The 15803-nt window shown below is 71.6% G+C and carries 13 protein-coding genes; 7 read left to right on the forward strand and 6 right to left on the reverse strand.

Annotation, left to right across the window (positions count from 1 at the left end; all coding sequences use genetic code 11):
• Positions 1-67: 67 nt before the first annotated feature.
• Complete coding sequence (locus AC068Z_RS07075) at positions 68-1183, reverse strand: adenosylhomocysteinase (protein ID WP_478553091.1); 1116 nt, start codon at positions 1181-1183, stop codon at positions 68-70.
• A 376-nt stretch (positions 1184-1559) separates the two neighbouring features.
• On the opposite strand from AC068Z_RS07075, the gene AC068Z_RS07080 reads away from it, so the two are divergent.
• From AC068Z_RS07080 to AC068Z_RS07095, 4 genes are all read left to right on the forward strand, one after another.
• Complete coding sequence (locus tag AC068Z_RS07080) at positions 1560-4412, forward strand: helix-turn-helix transcriptional regulator (protein WP_478553092.1); 2853 nt, start codon at positions 1560-1562, stop codon at positions 4410-4412.
• Between the two features lie 35 nt (positions 4413-4447).
• Positions 4448-5548: an alpha/beta hydrolase family protein gene (locus AC068Z_RS07085; protein ID WP_478553094.1), complete on the forward strand. Its 1101-nt coding sequence runs from the start codon at positions 4448-4450 to the stop codon at positions 5546-5548.
• A gap of 32 nt (positions 5549-5580) precedes the next feature.
• The gene (locus AC068Z_RS07090) at positions 5581-8421 is read left to right on the forward strand and encodes a helix-turn-helix transcriptional regulator (protein ID WP_478553096.1); all 2841 of its coding nucleotides are present in this window, start codon (positions 5581-5583) and stop codon (positions 8419-8421) included.
• Between the two features lie 105 nt (positions 8422-8526).
• Positions 8527-9246 carry a hypothetical protein gene (locus tag AC068Z_RS07095; protein WP_478553098.1) on the forward strand — a complete coding sequence of 240 codons (720 nt, stop codon included), beginning with the start codon at positions 8527-8529 and terminating at the stop codon, positions 9244-9246.
• A gap of 53 nt (positions 9247-9299) precedes the next feature.
• Here the strand turns inward: AC068Z_RS07095 and AC068Z_RS07100 are convergent, their stop codons facing one another.
• Positions 9300-9683: a hypothetical protein gene (locus AC068Z_RS07100; RefSeq protein WP_478553100.1), complete on the reverse strand. Its 384-nt coding sequence runs from the start codon at positions 9681-9683 to the stop codon at positions 9300-9302.
• A gap of 439 nt (positions 9684-10122) precedes the next feature.
• Here AC068Z_RS07100 and AC068Z_RS07105 point away from each other — a divergent pair, with 439 nt between their 5' ends.
• Positions 10123-11013 carry an alpha/beta fold hydrolase gene (locus tag AC068Z_RS07105; protein ID WP_478553102.1) on the forward strand — a complete coding sequence of 297 codons (891 nt, stop codon included), beginning with the start codon at positions 10123-10125 and terminating at the stop codon, positions 11011-11013.
• Positions 11014-11213: 200 nt separating this feature from the next.
• Here AC068Z_RS07105 and AC068Z_RS07110 read toward each other — a convergent pair whose 3' ends face one another.
• The 3 genes from AC068Z_RS07110 to AC068Z_RS07120 all read right to left on the reverse strand — a co-directional run bounded on the left by AC068Z_RS07110 (position 11214) and on the right by AC068Z_RS07120 (position 12959).
• The gene (locus tag AC068Z_RS07110; RefSeq protein WP_478553104.1) at positions 11214-11561 is read right to left on the reverse strand and encodes a hypothetical protein; all 348 of its coding nucleotides are present in this window, start codon (positions 11559-11561) and stop codon (positions 11214-11216) included.
• A gap of 226 nt (positions 11562-11787) precedes the next feature.
• Positions 11788-12426: a LysE family translocator gene (locus AC068Z_RS07115; protein ID WP_478553754.1), complete on the reverse strand. Its 639-nt coding sequence runs from the start codon at positions 12424-12426 to the stop codon at positions 11788-11790.
• Positions 12427-12488: 62 nt separating this feature from the next.
• Positions 12489-12959, reverse strand: coding sequence for an Lrp/AsnC family transcriptional regulator (locus tag AC068Z_RS07120; protein ID WP_478553105.1), 471 nt, complete (start codon positions 12957-12959; stop codon positions 12489-12491).
• Between the two features lie 77 nt (positions 12960-13036).
• Between AC068Z_RS07120 and AC068Z_RS07125 the strand changes: the two genes are divergently transcribed.
• Positions 13037-14134, forward strand: a complete 1098-nt coding sequence (locus tag AC068Z_RS07125; RefSeq protein ID WP_478553107.1) for a Glu/Leu/Phe/Val dehydrogenase dimerization domain-containing protein — start codon at positions 13037-13039, stop codon at positions 14132-14134.
• A gap of 2 nt (positions 14135-14136) precedes the next feature.
• Positions 14137-14490, forward strand: coding sequence for a VOC family protein (locus AC068Z_RS07130; protein ID WP_478553108.1), 354 nt, complete (start codon positions 14137-14139; stop codon positions 14488-14490).
• Between the two features lie 9 nt (positions 14491-14499).
• Here the strand turns inward: AC068Z_RS07130 and AC068Z_RS07135 are convergent, their stop codons facing one another.
• Positions 14500-15729, reverse strand: coding sequence for an acyl-CoA dehydrogenase family protein (locus tag AC068Z_RS07135; RefSeq protein WP_478553110.1), 1230 nt, complete (start codon positions 15727-15729; stop codon positions 14500-14502).
• Positions 15730-15803: the final 74 nt, after the last annotated feature.

Consider the following 15803-nt stretch of genomic DNA (forward strand, 5'->3'; position numbering starts at 1 on the left):
CTCCGTTCGGTGGAGAGCGCGGGCGGAGTCGGTGCGGAAGGGACGTCCGGCGTGGCGCTCGCCGAGGTCAGTAGTTCGCGATCGAGGGCGCCCAGGCGGCGCGCGGCAGGGCGTGCACGCCGGGCGGATGGGCGGCGCCCTCGGTGTGCGTCCAGCCGACGGCCGAGACCATCAGCGCGGCCGTCAGGTCGAAGGAGTTGAGACTGTCGCCGTCACCGGCGGCGAGGTTGACGAGGTGGCCGCCGGAGACGAGCAGGATCTCGCCGCCGAAGGGGCGGTGGCTGGTGATGTGGGGCAGGAGCTCGGTCCCGGGACCGAGCGCGTCGAGCGCGATCTCGGTCGGGGAGTGGCCCGCGTTGAGCAGGAAGCAGCCGCCCGTCAGCAGGGGAAGGACGCTCTCCGACACGACCCGGTCCCGGCCGGTCGCGGTGACCAGGATGTCCGCGCGTGCCGCCAGGGCCTCCACGGTGCCGGTCTCATAGCCCTCGTACTCGGCGATCAGGCGCCGGTCGGCGGATTCCTCCGCGACGAGCACGCGGGCGCCCAGGGAGGTGGCGGCGCGCGCGAGGCCGGATCCGACCTCGCCGTAGCCGACGATCACCACCACGCTGCCGTGCAGGGTGAGGTTGGTGCGGCTCATGAACGCCTGCCAGGTACTGATCCCGACGGCGTACCGGTTGTGGACGTTGTTCTTCAGTGGGACGCGGTCCAGGTCGAAGACGGGATGCCGCAGCTCCAGGCCGCGAAGGCGCGTGATGCCGGTTCGGGTGACCTCGATGGCCGCGCGAAGGCCGTCGTATCCGCGTGCCGTGACTGTCGCACTGAGGTCGGCGCCCATTTCGAGGGTGTGTGTGGGGCCCCACTCGAGGCATGCCTCGGCCGCCGCCCCGGTGGCGGTGTCCGCGGTGTCGAAGACTCGCATCCCGCGGGCCAGGAGTGCGGCGACGTCGGCCCTGGTCGTGGCCGCGTTCACGGGGACGACGGCGACCTGCGCCCCGGCCGAGGCGAAAGCCTCCAGGAACACGGCGGCCTTGATGTCGAGGTGCACGGACGCGGCGAGCCGCATGCCGTCCAGATCGGGCAGCTGCGCGGCGGTGGCGGCGGTGAGCCACATCTGCCGACGGCTCCACGCGTGCCGTTGGGGCAGGGGGACGCTTTGCCATGCCGAGGGATGTGTGGCCATCGGTTTGCTCCTGTGGGACCGCGGATGTGCTGACGGCCGTGGCCAGGTGGGGCATGGGTTCTTCCCGCCCCGGGCGGCTGCCGTCCGTGGATTCCAACGTAGGGGCGGGGGAGTGGGGCCGAATCAGCAACTGTTACTCAACCTGGTGACTCTCCGGTCGCCGTGTCCGGGCGGGGGTCTTGCCCGCGGCCCGCGCTGCGGCGCTTGGGATGAGGACCCGGAAGGCGCGATGCCTGGCGGCCGGCCTGGCATCGACCGCTGCTCGCGGGGTCCGCTTCGTACCCCGTCCCCCGCGTGGCAGGCACCGCGCACCGCCCGGGGACGCGGCGATGCCGTTCCCGGGCCGCCCCGCTCGGATCAGGCGCAGAATGAGTGCATGCCGGGTGTTCTCCTGGAGCGTGACGCGGAGCTGGAGCGGCTGCGGGCCGCCGTGGCAGGGGTGGCCTCCGGCGACAGCCGGCTGGTCGAGGTGGTGGGTCCCGCCGGGCTGGGCAAGACGAGGCTGCTCACGGCGGCGGGCGAGCTGGCCCAGGACGCCGGCCTGCGGGTGCTGTCCGCGCGCGGCTCGGAACTGGAGCGCGAGTACGCCTTCGGACTCGTCCGCCAGCTCTTCGACCGGCTGCTGCTGACGGCCGAGGACGACGACCGCGAGAGGTGGCTCTCAGGCCCCGCGGCGACGGCGGGAGCCGCTCTGGGTTACCGAGGGACCGTCGCGTCCCCGCCGGGCGAGTTCGCCCTGCTGAACTCGCTGTTCTGGCTGGTGTCGAACATCGCCCAGGACCGGCCGCTGGCCCTGCTCGTGGACGATCTGCACTGGGCGGACGAATCGTCGCTGCGCTTTCTGCTGTACCTGATGCCACGCCTGACGGACCTACCTCTCCTGGCCGTGGCGGCGCTGCGCCCGGACGAGCCCGGCGGGCCCGCACATCTGCTGGACGTGCTCCTCGCCGACCAGCAGTGGGAGGAGCTACGGCCGTCGCCGCTGGGGACCGCGGCGGTGGCCGAGGCGCTCGCCGCGCACTTCGGGCGTCCGCCCGCCGTCGAGTTCACCGCCGCCTGCCATGCCGCGACCGGGGGCAATCCGCTGCTGCTGGCCGAGGTTGCCCGAGCCGTGCGCGGTGAAGGATTCGACCCCGACGCGGCGACCGCGCGCCGGGTGGAGCTGATCGGCTCACGCGCGGTGTCACGACGGGTCGGGGTGGAACTGGGCCGGTTGTCCTCGCAGGCCGCCGCCCTGGCCAGGGCCGTGGCCGCGCTCGGCCCAGGGGCGACGGCGGAGCTGGCCGGAGCCGTGGCCGACGTGCCGATGAGCGAGGTCTTCGGGTGCCTGGCCCAGCTCCAGGCATCGCACCTTCTGCAGTCCTCCGAAGCGGGCGGGGACGATGCGGCATTCGCCCGCGGGGCACGAATGGAGTTCGTCCACCCCCTGGTGCGGGCCGCTGTGTACGAGTCGACGTCCGCGGTCGACCGGTCCCGGCTGCATCGCCGGGCCGCGTCGCGGCTGGCCGAAGCGGGAGCGCGGCCGGAGCAGATCGCGGCCCACCTGCTCCAGGTGCCCCCCGCCGGTGACCCCGGCGTCGTCACCGCACTGCGCAGGGCCGCCGCCGACGCCGTACGGACCAGCGCTCCGGAGGCGGCGCTGGCCTATCTGCGCCGAGCCCTGGCCGAGCCGGTCGACACCGTGCAGCAGCGTGTCACCGTTCTCACCGAGGCGGGCGAGGCAGGCTTCCTGGCCGATGTGCGCTCCGCCGTGGAGTACCTGGACACGGCCGCCGCCCTTTCCGGTGACCCGGTGGTCGCCGGACGGCACGCCGGTATGCGCGAGATGGCGCGCCTGCTCGCCTTCCAGGACGCCGACCAGGCGGTGGCCCGCCTGACGCAGGCCATCGAGGCGCTGCCCGCGGAGGAGGACGACCTCCGGCGCGGCCTGGAGGCCACGATGATGGTCGTCGCCCTGTTCGCCACGGGATGGGACGGTGTTCTCGAGCGGGTGCCCCGGCTGCGGCTGCTGCCCGTGGCCGACTCACCGGGGGCCCGCGCGCTCGACACGATGATCGCCGCCTACGACATGCACCGCTGCGACCCGGCGGCCGGCGACCGCGCACGCCGGGTGGCGGCCCGTACCTCGGCCCGGGCCCCCGGCACCGACTCCGCCTTCATCCAGGTGGCGACGTCCATGTGCCTGCTCGCCGCCGACCTGGACGAGGGCCTGGGTGCCTGTGACGCGCTGCTGGCGCAGGCCCGGGCGACGGGATCCCTGCTGACGATCAGCGCGGCCCAGACCTACCGCGGCTGGGGCTGGCTGCTGCGGGGTGACCTGCAGGAGGCCGTGACGGATCTGCGGGACGCGCTGAAGACCGCGGTGGCCGTCAACGTGTCCATGACCCGGCCCACCACGCTGGCCTGGCTGGCCGAGGCTCTCGCCGAGCAGGGACGCGTGGACGAGGCCGAACAGGTCCTGCGGCAGCTGCCCCGGGGCGAGCCGCTCAAGGACGTGGGCCCCTTCTACTACTCGCGGTACGCGCAGGGAACTGTCCTGATGCAGCAGGGCCGATACGAGGACGCGCTGGCAGCCGCAGTGGACGCGGGCCACCGCTACGGGCTCTACGGGCGGTGCAACCCGGCGGTCCTGCCCTGGCGTTCGCTCGCGGCGGTGGCGCTGCGCGCGCTGGGCCGCGAGCAAGAAGCCCGCGATCACGCGGCGGAGGAGTTGCGACTGGCCCGTGACTGGGGCGCCCGGCACGCTCTGGGCCGGGCCCTGCGCGTGACCGGCCTGGTCGCGCCTCGGGCGGAGAGTGCCGCGCTGCTGCGCGAGGCCGTCGACGTGCTGGGCACCACCCCGGCGCGACTGGAGTACGCCAAGGCGCTGGTCGACCTCGGCGCCGAGGCGCGCCGCGGCAACTCCCGTGCCGAGGCACGCGAGTACCTCACGCGGGGACTGGACCTCGCCCAACGGTGCGCGGCCGCCCCGCTGGTGGAGCGGGCCCGGCACGAGCTGCGGGCCGCGGGCGCGCGCCCGCGCACGTCGGCGGTGAGCGGGCCGGAGTCCCTCACACCGAGCGAGGCGCGGGTGGCGGATCTCGCGACCCGCGGTCTGACCAACCGCCAGATCGCGCAGGAGCTGTTCGTGACGCCCAAGACCGTCGAGGTCCATCTGTCCGCGGTGTATCGCAAGCTCGGCATCAGCCGTCGCAGCCAGCTGGCCGCGGCCCACCAACAGGTCGGCTGACGGGCCGGCCGTCGCCCCAGACATCCAGGAGAGACATGGTGTACGACCCCTTCGTCCGCGGCCCGGCGCCCGTGGGTGTGACCACCATCGACCTCGTCGACGACTCCCGCGGGCGGCGCCGGCTGCGGGTGGAGGTCTGGTATCCCGCCGGATCGAGGTATCGGGGCAAGGACCTCGCGGAGGGGACAGCGGACCGGTACGTGGCCGTCCCGGGTCTGCCTCCGGCCGTACAGTACGCCGTGCGCGGCGCTGCCGCGGCGTCCGGCCGCTTCCCCCTGGTGGTGTACTGCCACGGAGCCTGGGGGCATCGCCGTAACGCCTCGCATCTGTGCACCCATCTGGCGGGTCATGGGTATGTGGTGGCCGCGCCCGACTTCGCCGGCGACACGGCCGAGGACCTCCAAGCGGCCATCGCGGACGCCGGTGGCGGAGCTCTCGACCTCGATGCGCGGCTGCCGCAGACCATCCGTGACCGGCCCGACGACGTGCGCTTCGTCGTGGACAGTCTGCTGACCATGAAGGAGCCGGGTGCGCCCGCCGTCCTGATCGACCCGGACCGTGTCGGCACCTGCGGCATCTCGCTGGGAGGCTGGACCGCGCTGAAGGTCATCGAGAAGGACGACCGGATCGGCGCCGTACTCGCCGTGGCCGTCCCCACCGGCAGCCGCGGCAGGCTCCCGCAGTCCCCGCTGCTGGGATCGCTGCTGGAGCCGAAGGCCTGGCAGCGGCAGGTGCCCGCCTTCGTCCTGGCCGGCGGGCAGGATGCCGTCATCGCGGTGGAGGACCTGCGTGACCTGCACCGGGAACTGGCCGCGCCCAAACAGTTCGCCGTACTGGCAGGGGCGGGCCATGTGCACTTCAACGACGACGCCGAGGAGATGCACGAATCAGCCCGCGAGCTGTGGCTCAGCGGCCAGATGCGGATCGCCGGCATGGACCTGGTCGCCCTCGCCGAAGCGTCGCGGCCCTTCGCGGAGCTCTGCCCCGCCGCACACGGCGGCGACACACTGCGTGCCCTGTGCACCGGCCACATGGACACACACCTCAAGGGCGATGGCGACGCCAGACGCTTCCTGACCGACGGCCTGAGCGGCTCCTTCGCGGCCCGGGGCATCGTGCTGGACACCACGGTGTGAGGACACCCGTGGACCCCGACCATAATGAGCGCATGGCTGGTGTCCTGCTGGACCGGGACGAGGACCTGGCGCTGCTGCGGCAGGGCGTTCGCGACGCCCTGGCGGGCGCACACGGCTTCCTCGCGATCTCCGCTCCGGCCGGTATGGGCAAGACACGCCTGCTGAAGGAAGCCGAGACGCTGGCCCGCGAGGCGGGACTGAGAGTGCTCTCGGCCAGAGGATCGGAACTGGAACGCGAGTACTCACTGGGACTCGTACGCCAGCTCTACGAACCGCTGCTGCACTCCGCCGCACCAGGTGACCGGGAGCGTTGGCTCGCGGACGCGGCACAGCCGGCCGGGGCGCTCCTGGCCGGGTCCGCGGCTCAGGCCGACGACAGCGCACAGCTGGGTGAATTCGCCGTCCTGCACGGGCTGTTCTGGCTCACTTCCAACCTCAGCCAGGACGCTCCGGTCGCCCTGGTCGTCGACGACCTGCACTGGGCCGACGAGACGTCACTCCGCTTCCTCGCCTACCTGCTGCCGCGCCTGTCCGACCTGAGACTCCTACTGGTCACGGCGCTGCGCCCGGACGAGCCAGGCGCCGCCCAGCATCTGATCGACCTGCTGCTGTCCGACCAGGAGTGCACGCACCTGCACCCCGTTCCCCTGAGCGAGCCCGCGGCAGGCCGCGCCCTGGCGGCCTGGTTCGGCCAGGAACCCGAACCGGCCTTCGCCGCCGCGTGCCACGAAGCCACCGGCGGTAACCCTCTGCTCCTCGCCGAACTGTCCCGCGCCCTGGTCGCCGAGGGGCTGCCGCCCACCGCGGACACCGTGCCCCAGGTCGAGGATCTCGGCTCCCGCGCCCTGCAGCGCCGCGTGGCACGCGAACTCGGGCGCCTGAACCCGGAGGCGGTGCGCCTGGCCCAGGCGGTGGCCGTACTCGGCCGCCGGGCACATTCGGCCCACGCGGCGCGGCTCGCGGGACTCGACCCGCAGCACCTGGGCCACCATCTGGCCGACCTGCACACCGCCCACCTGCTGGCACCGCCCCAGCACGCCGGCCCCACCGAGCACCTCGACTTCGTCCACCCCCTCGTCCGCGCCACCGTCTACCGCACCACGCCTCTCGCCCGGCGCGCCGAATTCCACGCGCGGGCGGCGGCTTTGCTGACCGCGGCCGGAGGGCGGCCCGAACAGGCCGCCGAGCATCTGCTGTACGTGCCTCCCGCCCACGACCCACAGACCGTCACCGCGCTACGTGACGCCGCCCGGCAGGCCCTCGCCACCGGGGCGGCCGAGGCCGCACTCACCTACCTGCGCCGCGCCCTGGACGAGCCGCCGCCCCGGCAGGAACGCATCACTGTGCTCACCGAGGCCGGCACGGCCGCCTTCCTCACCGACCTGCCCACCGCGAAGCGCTACCTGGACGAGGCCGCGGAACTCGCCGAAGGTCCCCGTGCGCGGGGGCAGTTGGCCACCATCCGCGAACTCGTCCACCTGTTGGGGATGCAGGATCCCGCCCACGCGGTCGCGGGCGTACGCGAGGCCCTGGCAGGCCTGCCCGCCGAGGACGACGACCTGCGCAGGACTCTGGAGGCCATCCTGCTGGCCGTGCCCTTGGTCACCCCCGGCTGGACAGACCTGCTCGAAGGGCTGCCCCGGCTGAGGGCACTGCCCCCGGGCGAGAGCATGGGCTCTCTCGCCCTCGACTCCATGATCGCCATCTGTGACGCCTACGCCGGCGACCCCCGCTGCCTGGCGATCTCCCGCCGGGTCGTGGCCGATCCTCGGGTGCGTCAGGCGGCCGCGGGTGGGGCGTTCCTCTTCATGAACGCGGCCTTCCCACTGGTGGTGCACGATCCCGACGAAGGCATGGCAGCGTGCGAGGCGCTCGTCGCGGACGCCCGCGCCACGGGTTCCCTGCTGTCCCTGTCCGCCCTACAGGGGTTCAGAGGCCACGCCTGGCTCCAGCGCGGGGACCTTGCGGAGGCCTCCGACGACCTCAAGGAGGCGCTCAGTCTGGCGGTGACGGCTCACACTCCCGTCCAGCAGTACGCGGTCACCGCGTGGCTCGCCGAGACCCTGCTCGAACAGGGGCTGGCCGCGCGGGCCGAGGCCGTCGTCGAGCAGGCACTGCACCCCGCCCAGGACAGCGAGCACAAGGCGTACGGCTTCCTGCTGTACGCCCATGCCGCGGTCCTGCACGCGAAGGGCAACGACGAGGCGGCCCTCAAGGCGGTCCTCGACGCCGGCGCGGACTTCACCGGCAGCGGGGGCCGGAACCCGGCCGTCCTCCCGTGGCGCTCGCTCGCCGCTTCGTGCCTGCACGCACTGGGCCGTACCGACGAAGGACTGGCCCTCGCGCGGCACGAACTCGAACTGGCACGCGGATGGGCCTCGCCCGGCGCCGAGGGCAGAGCCCTGCGGACCGTCGGCGTGCTCACCCCCGGCCATCAGGGGATCGAGCTGCTCAGGGATGCCGAGCAGTTGCTGCGCCCGTCCTCGGCACGGCTCGAACACGCCAAGACGCTGGCGGCGCTCGGGGCGGCCGTCCGCCGCTCCAACCAGCGAGCGGAAGCCCGCACCCTGCTCGGCGAAGCGATGGAACTGGCCCACCGCTGCGGTGCCCCGCTCCTGGTCGAACACGCCCGCACCGAACTGCGCGCCGCCGGCGCCCGCCCCCGTACGCCCCGGCAGAGCGGCCCCGAAGCCTTGACCCCGAGCGAGATGCGGGTTGCGCAGCTGGCGGCCACGGGCCTGACCAACCGGCAGATCGCCCAGCAGTTGTTCGTCACGGCGAAGACGGTGGAGGTGCATCTGTCCGCCGTCTACCGCAAGTTGGGCATCAACCACCGAAGTCAGCTCACCACCGCAGGCATCACGGCGCTGTGACGGGCCCGCTCCCGCACAGAGGAGTACGGATCACTCTCGATGCCTGACACAGTGTCAAGAACACTCGAATCGCACCGAAAGAGCGATTCGTGGAAGGGCGTGTTCATGACTGCGCTGCGAGGCCGACACCGCTGGCGCGGACACCGTGTGATCGTCGGCGTGGCGAGTGCCGCGCTGATGATGACGGTATCCGCACTGACCTGTGCGACCGGGACGCCCGGACCGCACGACCCGAGCCGCGCCAACACCGGGGACGCGCAGGGCTGGGCAGAGGAGTCGTTCTTCGCCGAAGTACCCCAGGACGGTGTGTTCGAGACCCACCGAGGCGACCTGCCGCTGGCACTCTTCCCGCAGGGGATCGCCAAGTTCACCGAGCCGCGCCTGCACAACGCCTTCGCCCTGGGCGGGAAACTCCGGGACAAGAACGGAGAAGTGGTCGGCTTCTCCACCGAGATCGAGGAAGTCCTCCCGGAGACCGACTTCGAGTCGGGGAAGCTGCTCACGCACACCGTCTGGACGCTGTTCTTCCCCGGCAGAGGCACACTGGTGCTCGACCAGATCGAGGACTCCTCCGAAGTGGCCACGAAGGTGTTCGGGCCCGCCTTCGACAGCGGCCGACCGTGGACCGGCACCCTGCGTGCCGTGACCACGGCGGGACCGCGCAAGGACGGCAGGGGCGTCATCCTCGGCGGTACAGGGGAGTTCGAGGGAGCGCGCGGCACCGGCATCGAGATCGCCGAGCTGCGGCGCTTCGACCCGGTGACCGGTTCGCTCGAAGGCACCTTCGAACTCCGCTTCCGCTACCACCGGCTCCCCGGGCGCTGAGGCTGCGCGTGAGAAGCGTGTGGGGGCCCGCCGTGGGGCCCCCACGGCTGCGATCAGGCCGGGGTCGAGGTCACCCTCAGGTCGAATGCGAACGCGTCGCCGCACGTCAACGGCACTGTCTCGCCGAGTAGTTCAACCGTGACGGTCGCTTCGAGCCGCTGGTTCGTTCCCCTGGACACGACGTTCCAGCCCGGCTCCCGGTAGACGTCGTGAACGCGGGTCGGCTCGCCCACGAGGTGGTAGTCGCCGGTGATCGAAGCGGTCCCCATGACGCTACCCTCTTCGCCGAGTCGCTCGATCGGCACCTCGGCGGCGACCGTGCCGTTCTCGAACAGCACTGCCGGGTTGCTGCCGCCTCCGTAGTTCCCATCCGGTCCCTCGACGGACACGGCAACGAAGTTCCCGTAATGGGAGTTGCCGTAGAGCTCCACGGCCACGGACCGCTCCCCGGCCTGCCCGTGGCAAGCCAGGACGTGGCCCCTCTGCACCGTGTTCACCGCGCCGGAGCCTTCGGCCGCCTGGGCCGGCAGGACCGAAAACCCCGCGCTGAGCGCCGCACATCCCGCGATGGCGGCCACCCGTCTCAACTGCTTCAAGATCACTCCCAAGTGCTTCGCATGACCACGTCCGGTGGACGTGTCTGCCGCATTGGACACTCAGCCGCGCGCTCTGAGAAGGGTAATGACTACTCCAGAGCCCGCCGGCTTCCTTGTAGCTCATGCCAGTCGGCCTTGGAAGGCTCCTGGGAGCGCGTCACCGGTGATTTCACGGATTCGGCGAGAGCCCGGCGCCGCGTTGGATGGCATGGAATCGAGCGCCGCCCAGGTGACTGACCAGGCGTCGCGGAGGAAGAACAGCTCCGGAGGACGATCACGCATGACCGAGAAAATGGTTGACGTCGGTGAGGTGCGGCTGTGGACGGAAGCTTTCGGAGAGCCGGCAGATCCCGCGCTCCTCATGATCATGGGTGCGTCCGCCCCGGTGATCCACTACGAGGAGCACTTCTGCCGGGACCTGGCGTCCCGCGGTCACTACGTGATCCGCTTCGACCAGCGGGACATAGGCAAGTCCACCCCCATCGACTGGGAATCACACCCCTACGACTGCCGGGACCTGGCCCGGGATGCCGTGGCCGTCCTTGACGCCTACGGCATCGACTCCGCGCACGTCATGGGCGCATCGATGGGCGGTCTGATCGGCCAGTTCCTCGCTCTGGACCACCGGGACCGGGTGCGATCCGCCACGCTGATGTCGACGTCATCCGCCCTCCCCTTGGTCCTGCCGGCGCTGGCCGGTGAGCCTTCGCGGTTCGACCCGCCCCCCTTCCCCTCCTTCCTCGACGGGCTCCGGGCTCTGGGCGAGGACCTGGCGGCCAACCCCCCGACCACACGGGAAGAAGTCATCGACGCTCAGTACAGGTCCTTCCTGCTGTGTGCCGGATCCGTCCGCGACGAGGCGCGCCTGCGCGAACTGACCGTCGAAGGGCACGACCGGGCGGTCGTGCCCGGCCGTCCCGACCACCACCCCCTGGCGGTCGGTGCCTCGGGTGACGACCTGGCACCCCGCCTCAGGGAACTCGACCTGCCGGTTCTGGTGGTCCACGGCAGTGAGGACCCTCTCGTGCCCGTGGAGCACGGCCGCCGTCTCGCCGAGACCATCCCGGGCGCCGACCTGCTCATTCTGAAGGGTTACGGCCACCTCGCCCCGAGCCGGGAAGTGTGGACCCAGGTCTCCGACGCCATCGCCGAACTCACCGGCAAGGCCTAGCCGGTCAAAGCCCGGCACGATGCTCGAAGGCCCTCCCCTCGAGCATCGTGCCGGAAGCCGCCGAGCAGAGGGCCCGTGCGGCCTGGCGACCACAGCCCGGCTCTGTGGGTGAGCGCAGACTCGCGGCCTACCAGGGACGCCCCGCGGGCCGGGGTACTCGCAAGCGCTGGACCCTCACCTCGACGGGGTGATTCGACACCTCAGGCCGCCGCTTGAGCCAATGCCAGGGTCAGGGCGATACCGGCCGTCGCACCCAACAGCAGAGCGGTGACAGCCGTGGTTCGCCCGACACCCTGTTCGAACGGGACGCTCGGGACCACCTTGTGCAGCACCGGCGCCACCACCGCGACGAGACCAAGACCGAAGCCAAGACGCCAGTACGTCCCACCCGAGCACGCGGCCTGAAAGCGACCGCCGCACCCACCCGGCTCCGCGGCGAAGCCCGTCACGATGAGGAACAGGGCGCTGGCATACACCGCGCCGAACAGCATGGTGACGCTGAAGTCGACACGCCGCACTCTGCGAGAACTGGTGCTGACATCTGCCACTTCGCCGCCCCCCAAGCATGCTGAACCAGGAGGGCGGAGTCTACTGCGCCGGTGCCGCCACGGCTGATCTCGGTTCTCTACGCGGCGGGCACGGATCTCCGCGAAGAATTGCCGAGCGATGGACAGGCCGTGCGGGATGTTCACCTGGACGGTGCCTTCCAGGCCATCGACTTCCGCAGCACGAGTCGTGGATGACAGGCACACCGGGGCGGGTTGCTTCCGCAGATCACTCCGTGTGGCCCGTCGCGGCAACGGCGATACCGAGGCCGATCATCGTGCAGCCCCCGACGCCCCCGATGGCCGCGAGCCGACGAGGCGAGCGGGCGAACCAGTCCCTGGCTGTCGCCGCGGCGAGCCCCCACAGGCTGTCGAACACCACCGCCATGAGGTTGAAGACCAGGCCGAGCAGCAGCATTTGCGCCATGACGCTCCCGCCGTCCCGGTCGACGAACTGTGGGAGGACGGCGGCGAAGAAGACAATGGTCTTGGGGTTGGACACCCCGACGACGAATCCTTCCCAGAGCGTGCGCAGCCCGCCGCTCTCGCCGTTGTGTTCCCTGAAGGCGGGATGTGGACCGCGCCGCGCGCGCAAAGCCTTGACTCCCAGGTACACCAGATAGGCGGCCCCGGCCAGCTTCAGTGCCGTGAAGACCACCGCCGAACGCTCCACGATCGAACCGATCCCGCACGCAACCGCCACCACCAGTACGTACGCGCCAAGGGTGTTACCCGCGACGGTGGTCAGCGCGGCACGGCGGCCCTGTGCCAGCGCACGTCCGATGACGAACAGCACGCTGGGCCCGGGAATCACGATCAGCAGAAAGGACATGGCCGTGAAGGCGATGAAGCGGTCAGTGGAAACCATGCGGTCACGAGAGCACTGGGTCGGCGTCCCGCTCAAGCTTCAGGCGCGAGGTCGAGTAGCGATTACCCAGCACTTCCTGGCGTGAGGGGCGCGAGCACCTGGTTGTGGGTGTGCTGGTAGATCACGGACGTCCGGAAGCCGACGACTTCCCGGCGCGCGGTGAACTTGTCCATGAGGAAGCCGTGCAGGTAGTCCACGCTCGGCGCGGAGACGTGCACGATCATGTCGTCGCCGCCGGTGACGACGTAGACCGTGCTGACTTCGGGCAGGTCGGCGGCGTAGGTCTTGAACGCCTCGATCACCGCCCGGCTGAGAGGGCGGATCTGGAAGTGGATCAGTGCCTGGACGTGGCGGTTGAGGGCGGCTGGGTCGACCGCGGCGTGATAGCCGGTGATGACCCCTCGGGCGCGCAGTGCGCGGATGCGTTCCAGACAGGTCGACGGTGCGATGCCCAGGGTGCGGGCGAGGTCGCGGTTGGTCTGCCGCGCATCACGCTGCAGATGCTGGATGATCGCCGAATCAAGTTCGTCCATGACGCGATTATGGCCCGCGTGCCGAATTCCATTCGGCGGATGGCTCCAGGCTTCGTCGAAACGGCTAGCTTCACGGCATGACAGCCGTACTTCAGGAAGCCCTCACCTTCGACGTCCCGCGTCCCTCGCACGAGTTGGTTCAGGTCGTACGCGGCCGCCGCAGCGGCCTCGCCATCACCATCGCGATCCACTCGACCGCTCTCGGCCCGGCCGCCGGCGGATGCCGGATCGCCCACTACCCCGACCCCGCCGCCGCGATCACGGACGCGCTGCGGCTGTCGGCGGCGATGACCCAGAAGAACGCGCTGGCCGGCCTGGACCACGGTGGCGGGAAGACAGTCGTCGCCCTGCCCACCGCGGCGCGGCCGACCGGCGCGGAGCGTACGGCATTGCTGCACGACCTCGGCGACGCGATCGAGGCGCTCGGCGGCCGATACATCGCGGGCCCCGACGTGGGAAGCAGCCCGGCCGACATGTCAGTGATCGGCGAACGCACCGCGCATGTGTGCTGTCGGCCGGTCGAGGACGGCGGCAGCGGCGACTCCTCCCTGCACACCGCGTACGGCACCCTGGCGGCCCTGGGCGCGGTGGCCGAGGAGGCCTTCGGCTCACCCGGACTCTCCGGCCGGACCGTCGGGGTCATCGGCCTCGGAGCGGTCGGCGGCCACGTGGCCCGGCTCCTTCACCGGGCCGGCGCACGGCTCGTCGTGACCGACATCGACCCCGCCGCCCGCGGCCTGGCCGAGGAGGTGGGCGCGACCTGGACCGAGCCGGACAGCATCCTCACGACGCAGGTCGACATCCTCGTTCCTGCCGCGCTCGGTGGCCTGCTGACCGCCCGCACGGTGCCGCTGCTGCGGTGCGCCGCCGTCGCGGGCCCGGCCAACAACCAACTCGACGAACCGGCCACGGCCGGCCTCCTTGCCGCACGCGGCATCCTCTGGGCGCCGGACGTGATCGTGAGCGCGGGCGGAGTCATCCACGCCACCGGTGCCGAACTGCGGCGGGAGTCCGAGGAACAGCTGACCGAGCGGCTGCACGGCATCGCCGCCACACTGCGGCGGGTCTTCCGCACCGCCCGCGCCCGGCACATCACACCGGCGGAGGCCGCCGCGGAACTCGCCACGGAGCGGGTGCGCCTGGCGGCTCACCACGCGACGACTCAGGAGAGCTGACCATGGCGAACCGCTGGGCCGGAGTGACGATCGACTGCCTCGAGGTGGAGCGGGTCGCGAGCTTCTGGAGCGCACTGCTGGATCGCCCGCGCGTGCCGTCACGGCCCGGTTGGGTCTACCTCGACGATCCCGGCGACGCGCTGCCCCGCCTCAACTTTCAGCCCGTGACCGCACCGAAGCACGGCAAGGCGCGCCTGCACCTCGACGTCATGGTCGACGACATCGACCGCGGCATCGCTGAGGTCATCGCCCTGGGGGGTCGGTTCACGGGCGAGCGGCACGACTACGACGAAGGAGTCGTCGTGGTGATGGCCGACCCCGAAGAGCATGAGTTCTGCCTGGTGCAGTACTACTGATCGGCCGGCTCAGGCGGGCAGTACGAACGGAGGGCGGGCGCCGTTGAGGAAGTAGTCCCCGACATCGCGGAGCCGGTGGGTGACGGGCTCGTACAGGGTGTGGGTGCGGGCATTTCGCCAGAAGCGGTCCAGGCCCAGCCGCGCCGAAGTGGCGCGGGGGCCGATGATGTCGAGGGCACGGTCGGCGCACTCTCGCGCGGCCCTGGAGGCGGCGATCTCGGCCATCGCCACGAGGGCGGAGAGGTCCGCGTACTCGTCGTAGGTGAGGTCCTCACCGAGCGCCAGCCCGTCCTGTACGGCCTCCACCGCCTGATGGGTCAGTGCGGACGCGGCACGAGCGAGGACGGTGAGTTCTCCGAAGGCGGTCAGCACCTGTGGGTCGTGTGGGGTGCCCGCCGGCCAGGCGGGGTGCCAGGGCGGGTGGCCTGTCCTGCCGTACTCACGGGCTTCGGCGAGCACTCCCTCGGCCATGCCCAGCAGAAGCTGGACAGAGACGAGTTGCCCGACCGGCGATGCCAGGGCGGCCCGGGGCGACAGGAAATCCTCGTCCGCGGACAGAGAGCCGAGTACGTCGTCGGCGGCGACCGATGCGTCGTCGAACTCCACACTGCCGCCGGCCACGAGCCGTTGGCCGAAGCCGCCGACGTCACCGTCGATCCGAACGCCGCGACGGGTGGGGTCCACCACGACGGCGAGAGGTTCACCGGTGTCCTCCCGCATGGCGCGCACGGCGAGGCGGTCGGCGACCAGGACCCCGGCGGGATAGCTCTGCCGACCGTCCAGCACCAGTCCTTGGGAGGTCCTGGCCAATATCAGGGGTGGCTCCTGACGGGCGAACCCGCCGCCCCAGCACCACCCTTCAGCCGCGGACCGCTCCTCCGTCCGCGCCGCCGTGGCGGGCTCGGTGAAGAACCGGGCGCTCCACGACAGGAAGTAGTGGCAGCCGAGCAGTTGCCCGATCGCGCCGTCGGAGGCGGCGATCTCGCGGACGACCGCGTAGGCCGTGGGCCAGTCCGCGCCGCCTCCCGCGGCCCCGGCCGGCGCCAGAAGCGTCAGCAGTCCCGCCTCGCGCAGCCGGGACACCTCGTCGAAGGGGGCCTTGCCCGCCTGCTCCCTGGCCACCGCGTCCGTGGCCAGGTCCTCCGCCACCTCGCGGGCTACGCGCAACCAGTGCGCATGGACGGACCCGGTCAGGTCGGGCGGCGAGGTGGGGGAGGGCGGGGCGGAGGCAAGGCCCATGGAAGCGGTCTCCTCAAGGTCGGTCGCGGCGGTGGGCCGCGCCCAGTCTCGCGTGCAGGGACGTGATGGGGGCA

Source organism: Streptomyces sp. NPDC043726, from assembly GCF_056436565.1.

Excerpts from the sequence above, each read along its gene's own strand:
- AC068Z_RS07075 (WP_478553091.1), bottom strand. The coding sequence starts at position 1,183 with ATGGCCACACATCCCTCGGCATGGCAAAGCGTCCCCCTGCCCCAACGG.
- AC068Z_RS07080 (WP_478553092.1), top strand. The coding sequence starts at position 1,560 with ATGCCGGGTGTTCTCCTGGAGCGTGACGCGGAGCTGGAGCGGCTGCGG.
- AC068Z_RS07085 (WP_478553094.1), top strand. The coding sequence starts at position 4,448 with ATGGTGTACGACCCCTTCGTCCGCGGCCCGGCGCCCGTGGGTGTGACC.
- AC068Z_RS07090 (WP_478553096.1), top strand. The coding sequence starts at position 5,581 with ATGGCTGGTGTCCTGCTGGACCGGGACGAGGACCTGGCGCTGCTGCGG.
- AC068Z_RS07095 (WP_478553098.1), top strand. The coding sequence starts at position 8,527 with ATGACTGCGCTGCGAGGCCGACACCGCTGGCGCGGACACCGTGTGATC.
- AC068Z_RS07105 (WP_478553102.1), top strand. The coding sequence starts at position 10,123 with ATGACCGAGAAAATGGTTGACGTCGGTGAGGTGCGGCTGTGGACGGAA.
- AC068Z_RS07115 (WP_478553754.1), bottom strand. The coding sequence starts at position 12,426 with ATGGTTTCCACTGACCGCTTCATCGCCTTCACGGCCATGTCCTTTCTG.
- AC068Z_RS07120 (WP_478553105.1), bottom strand. The coding sequence starts at position 12,959 with ATGGACGAACTTGATTCGGCGATCATCCAGCATCTGCAGCGTGATGCG.
- AC068Z_RS07125 (WP_478553107.1), top strand. The coding sequence starts at position 13,037 with ATGACAGCCGTACTTCAGGAAGCCCTCACCTTCGACGTCCCGCGTCCC.
- AC068Z_RS07130 (WP_478553108.1), top strand. The coding sequence starts at position 14,137 with ATGGCGAACCGCTGGGCCGGAGTGACGATCGACTGCCTCGAGGTGGAG.
- AC068Z_RS07135 (WP_478553110.1), bottom strand. The coding sequence starts at position 15,729 with ATGGGCCTTGCCTCCGCCCCGCCCTCCCCCACCTCGCCGCCCGACCTG.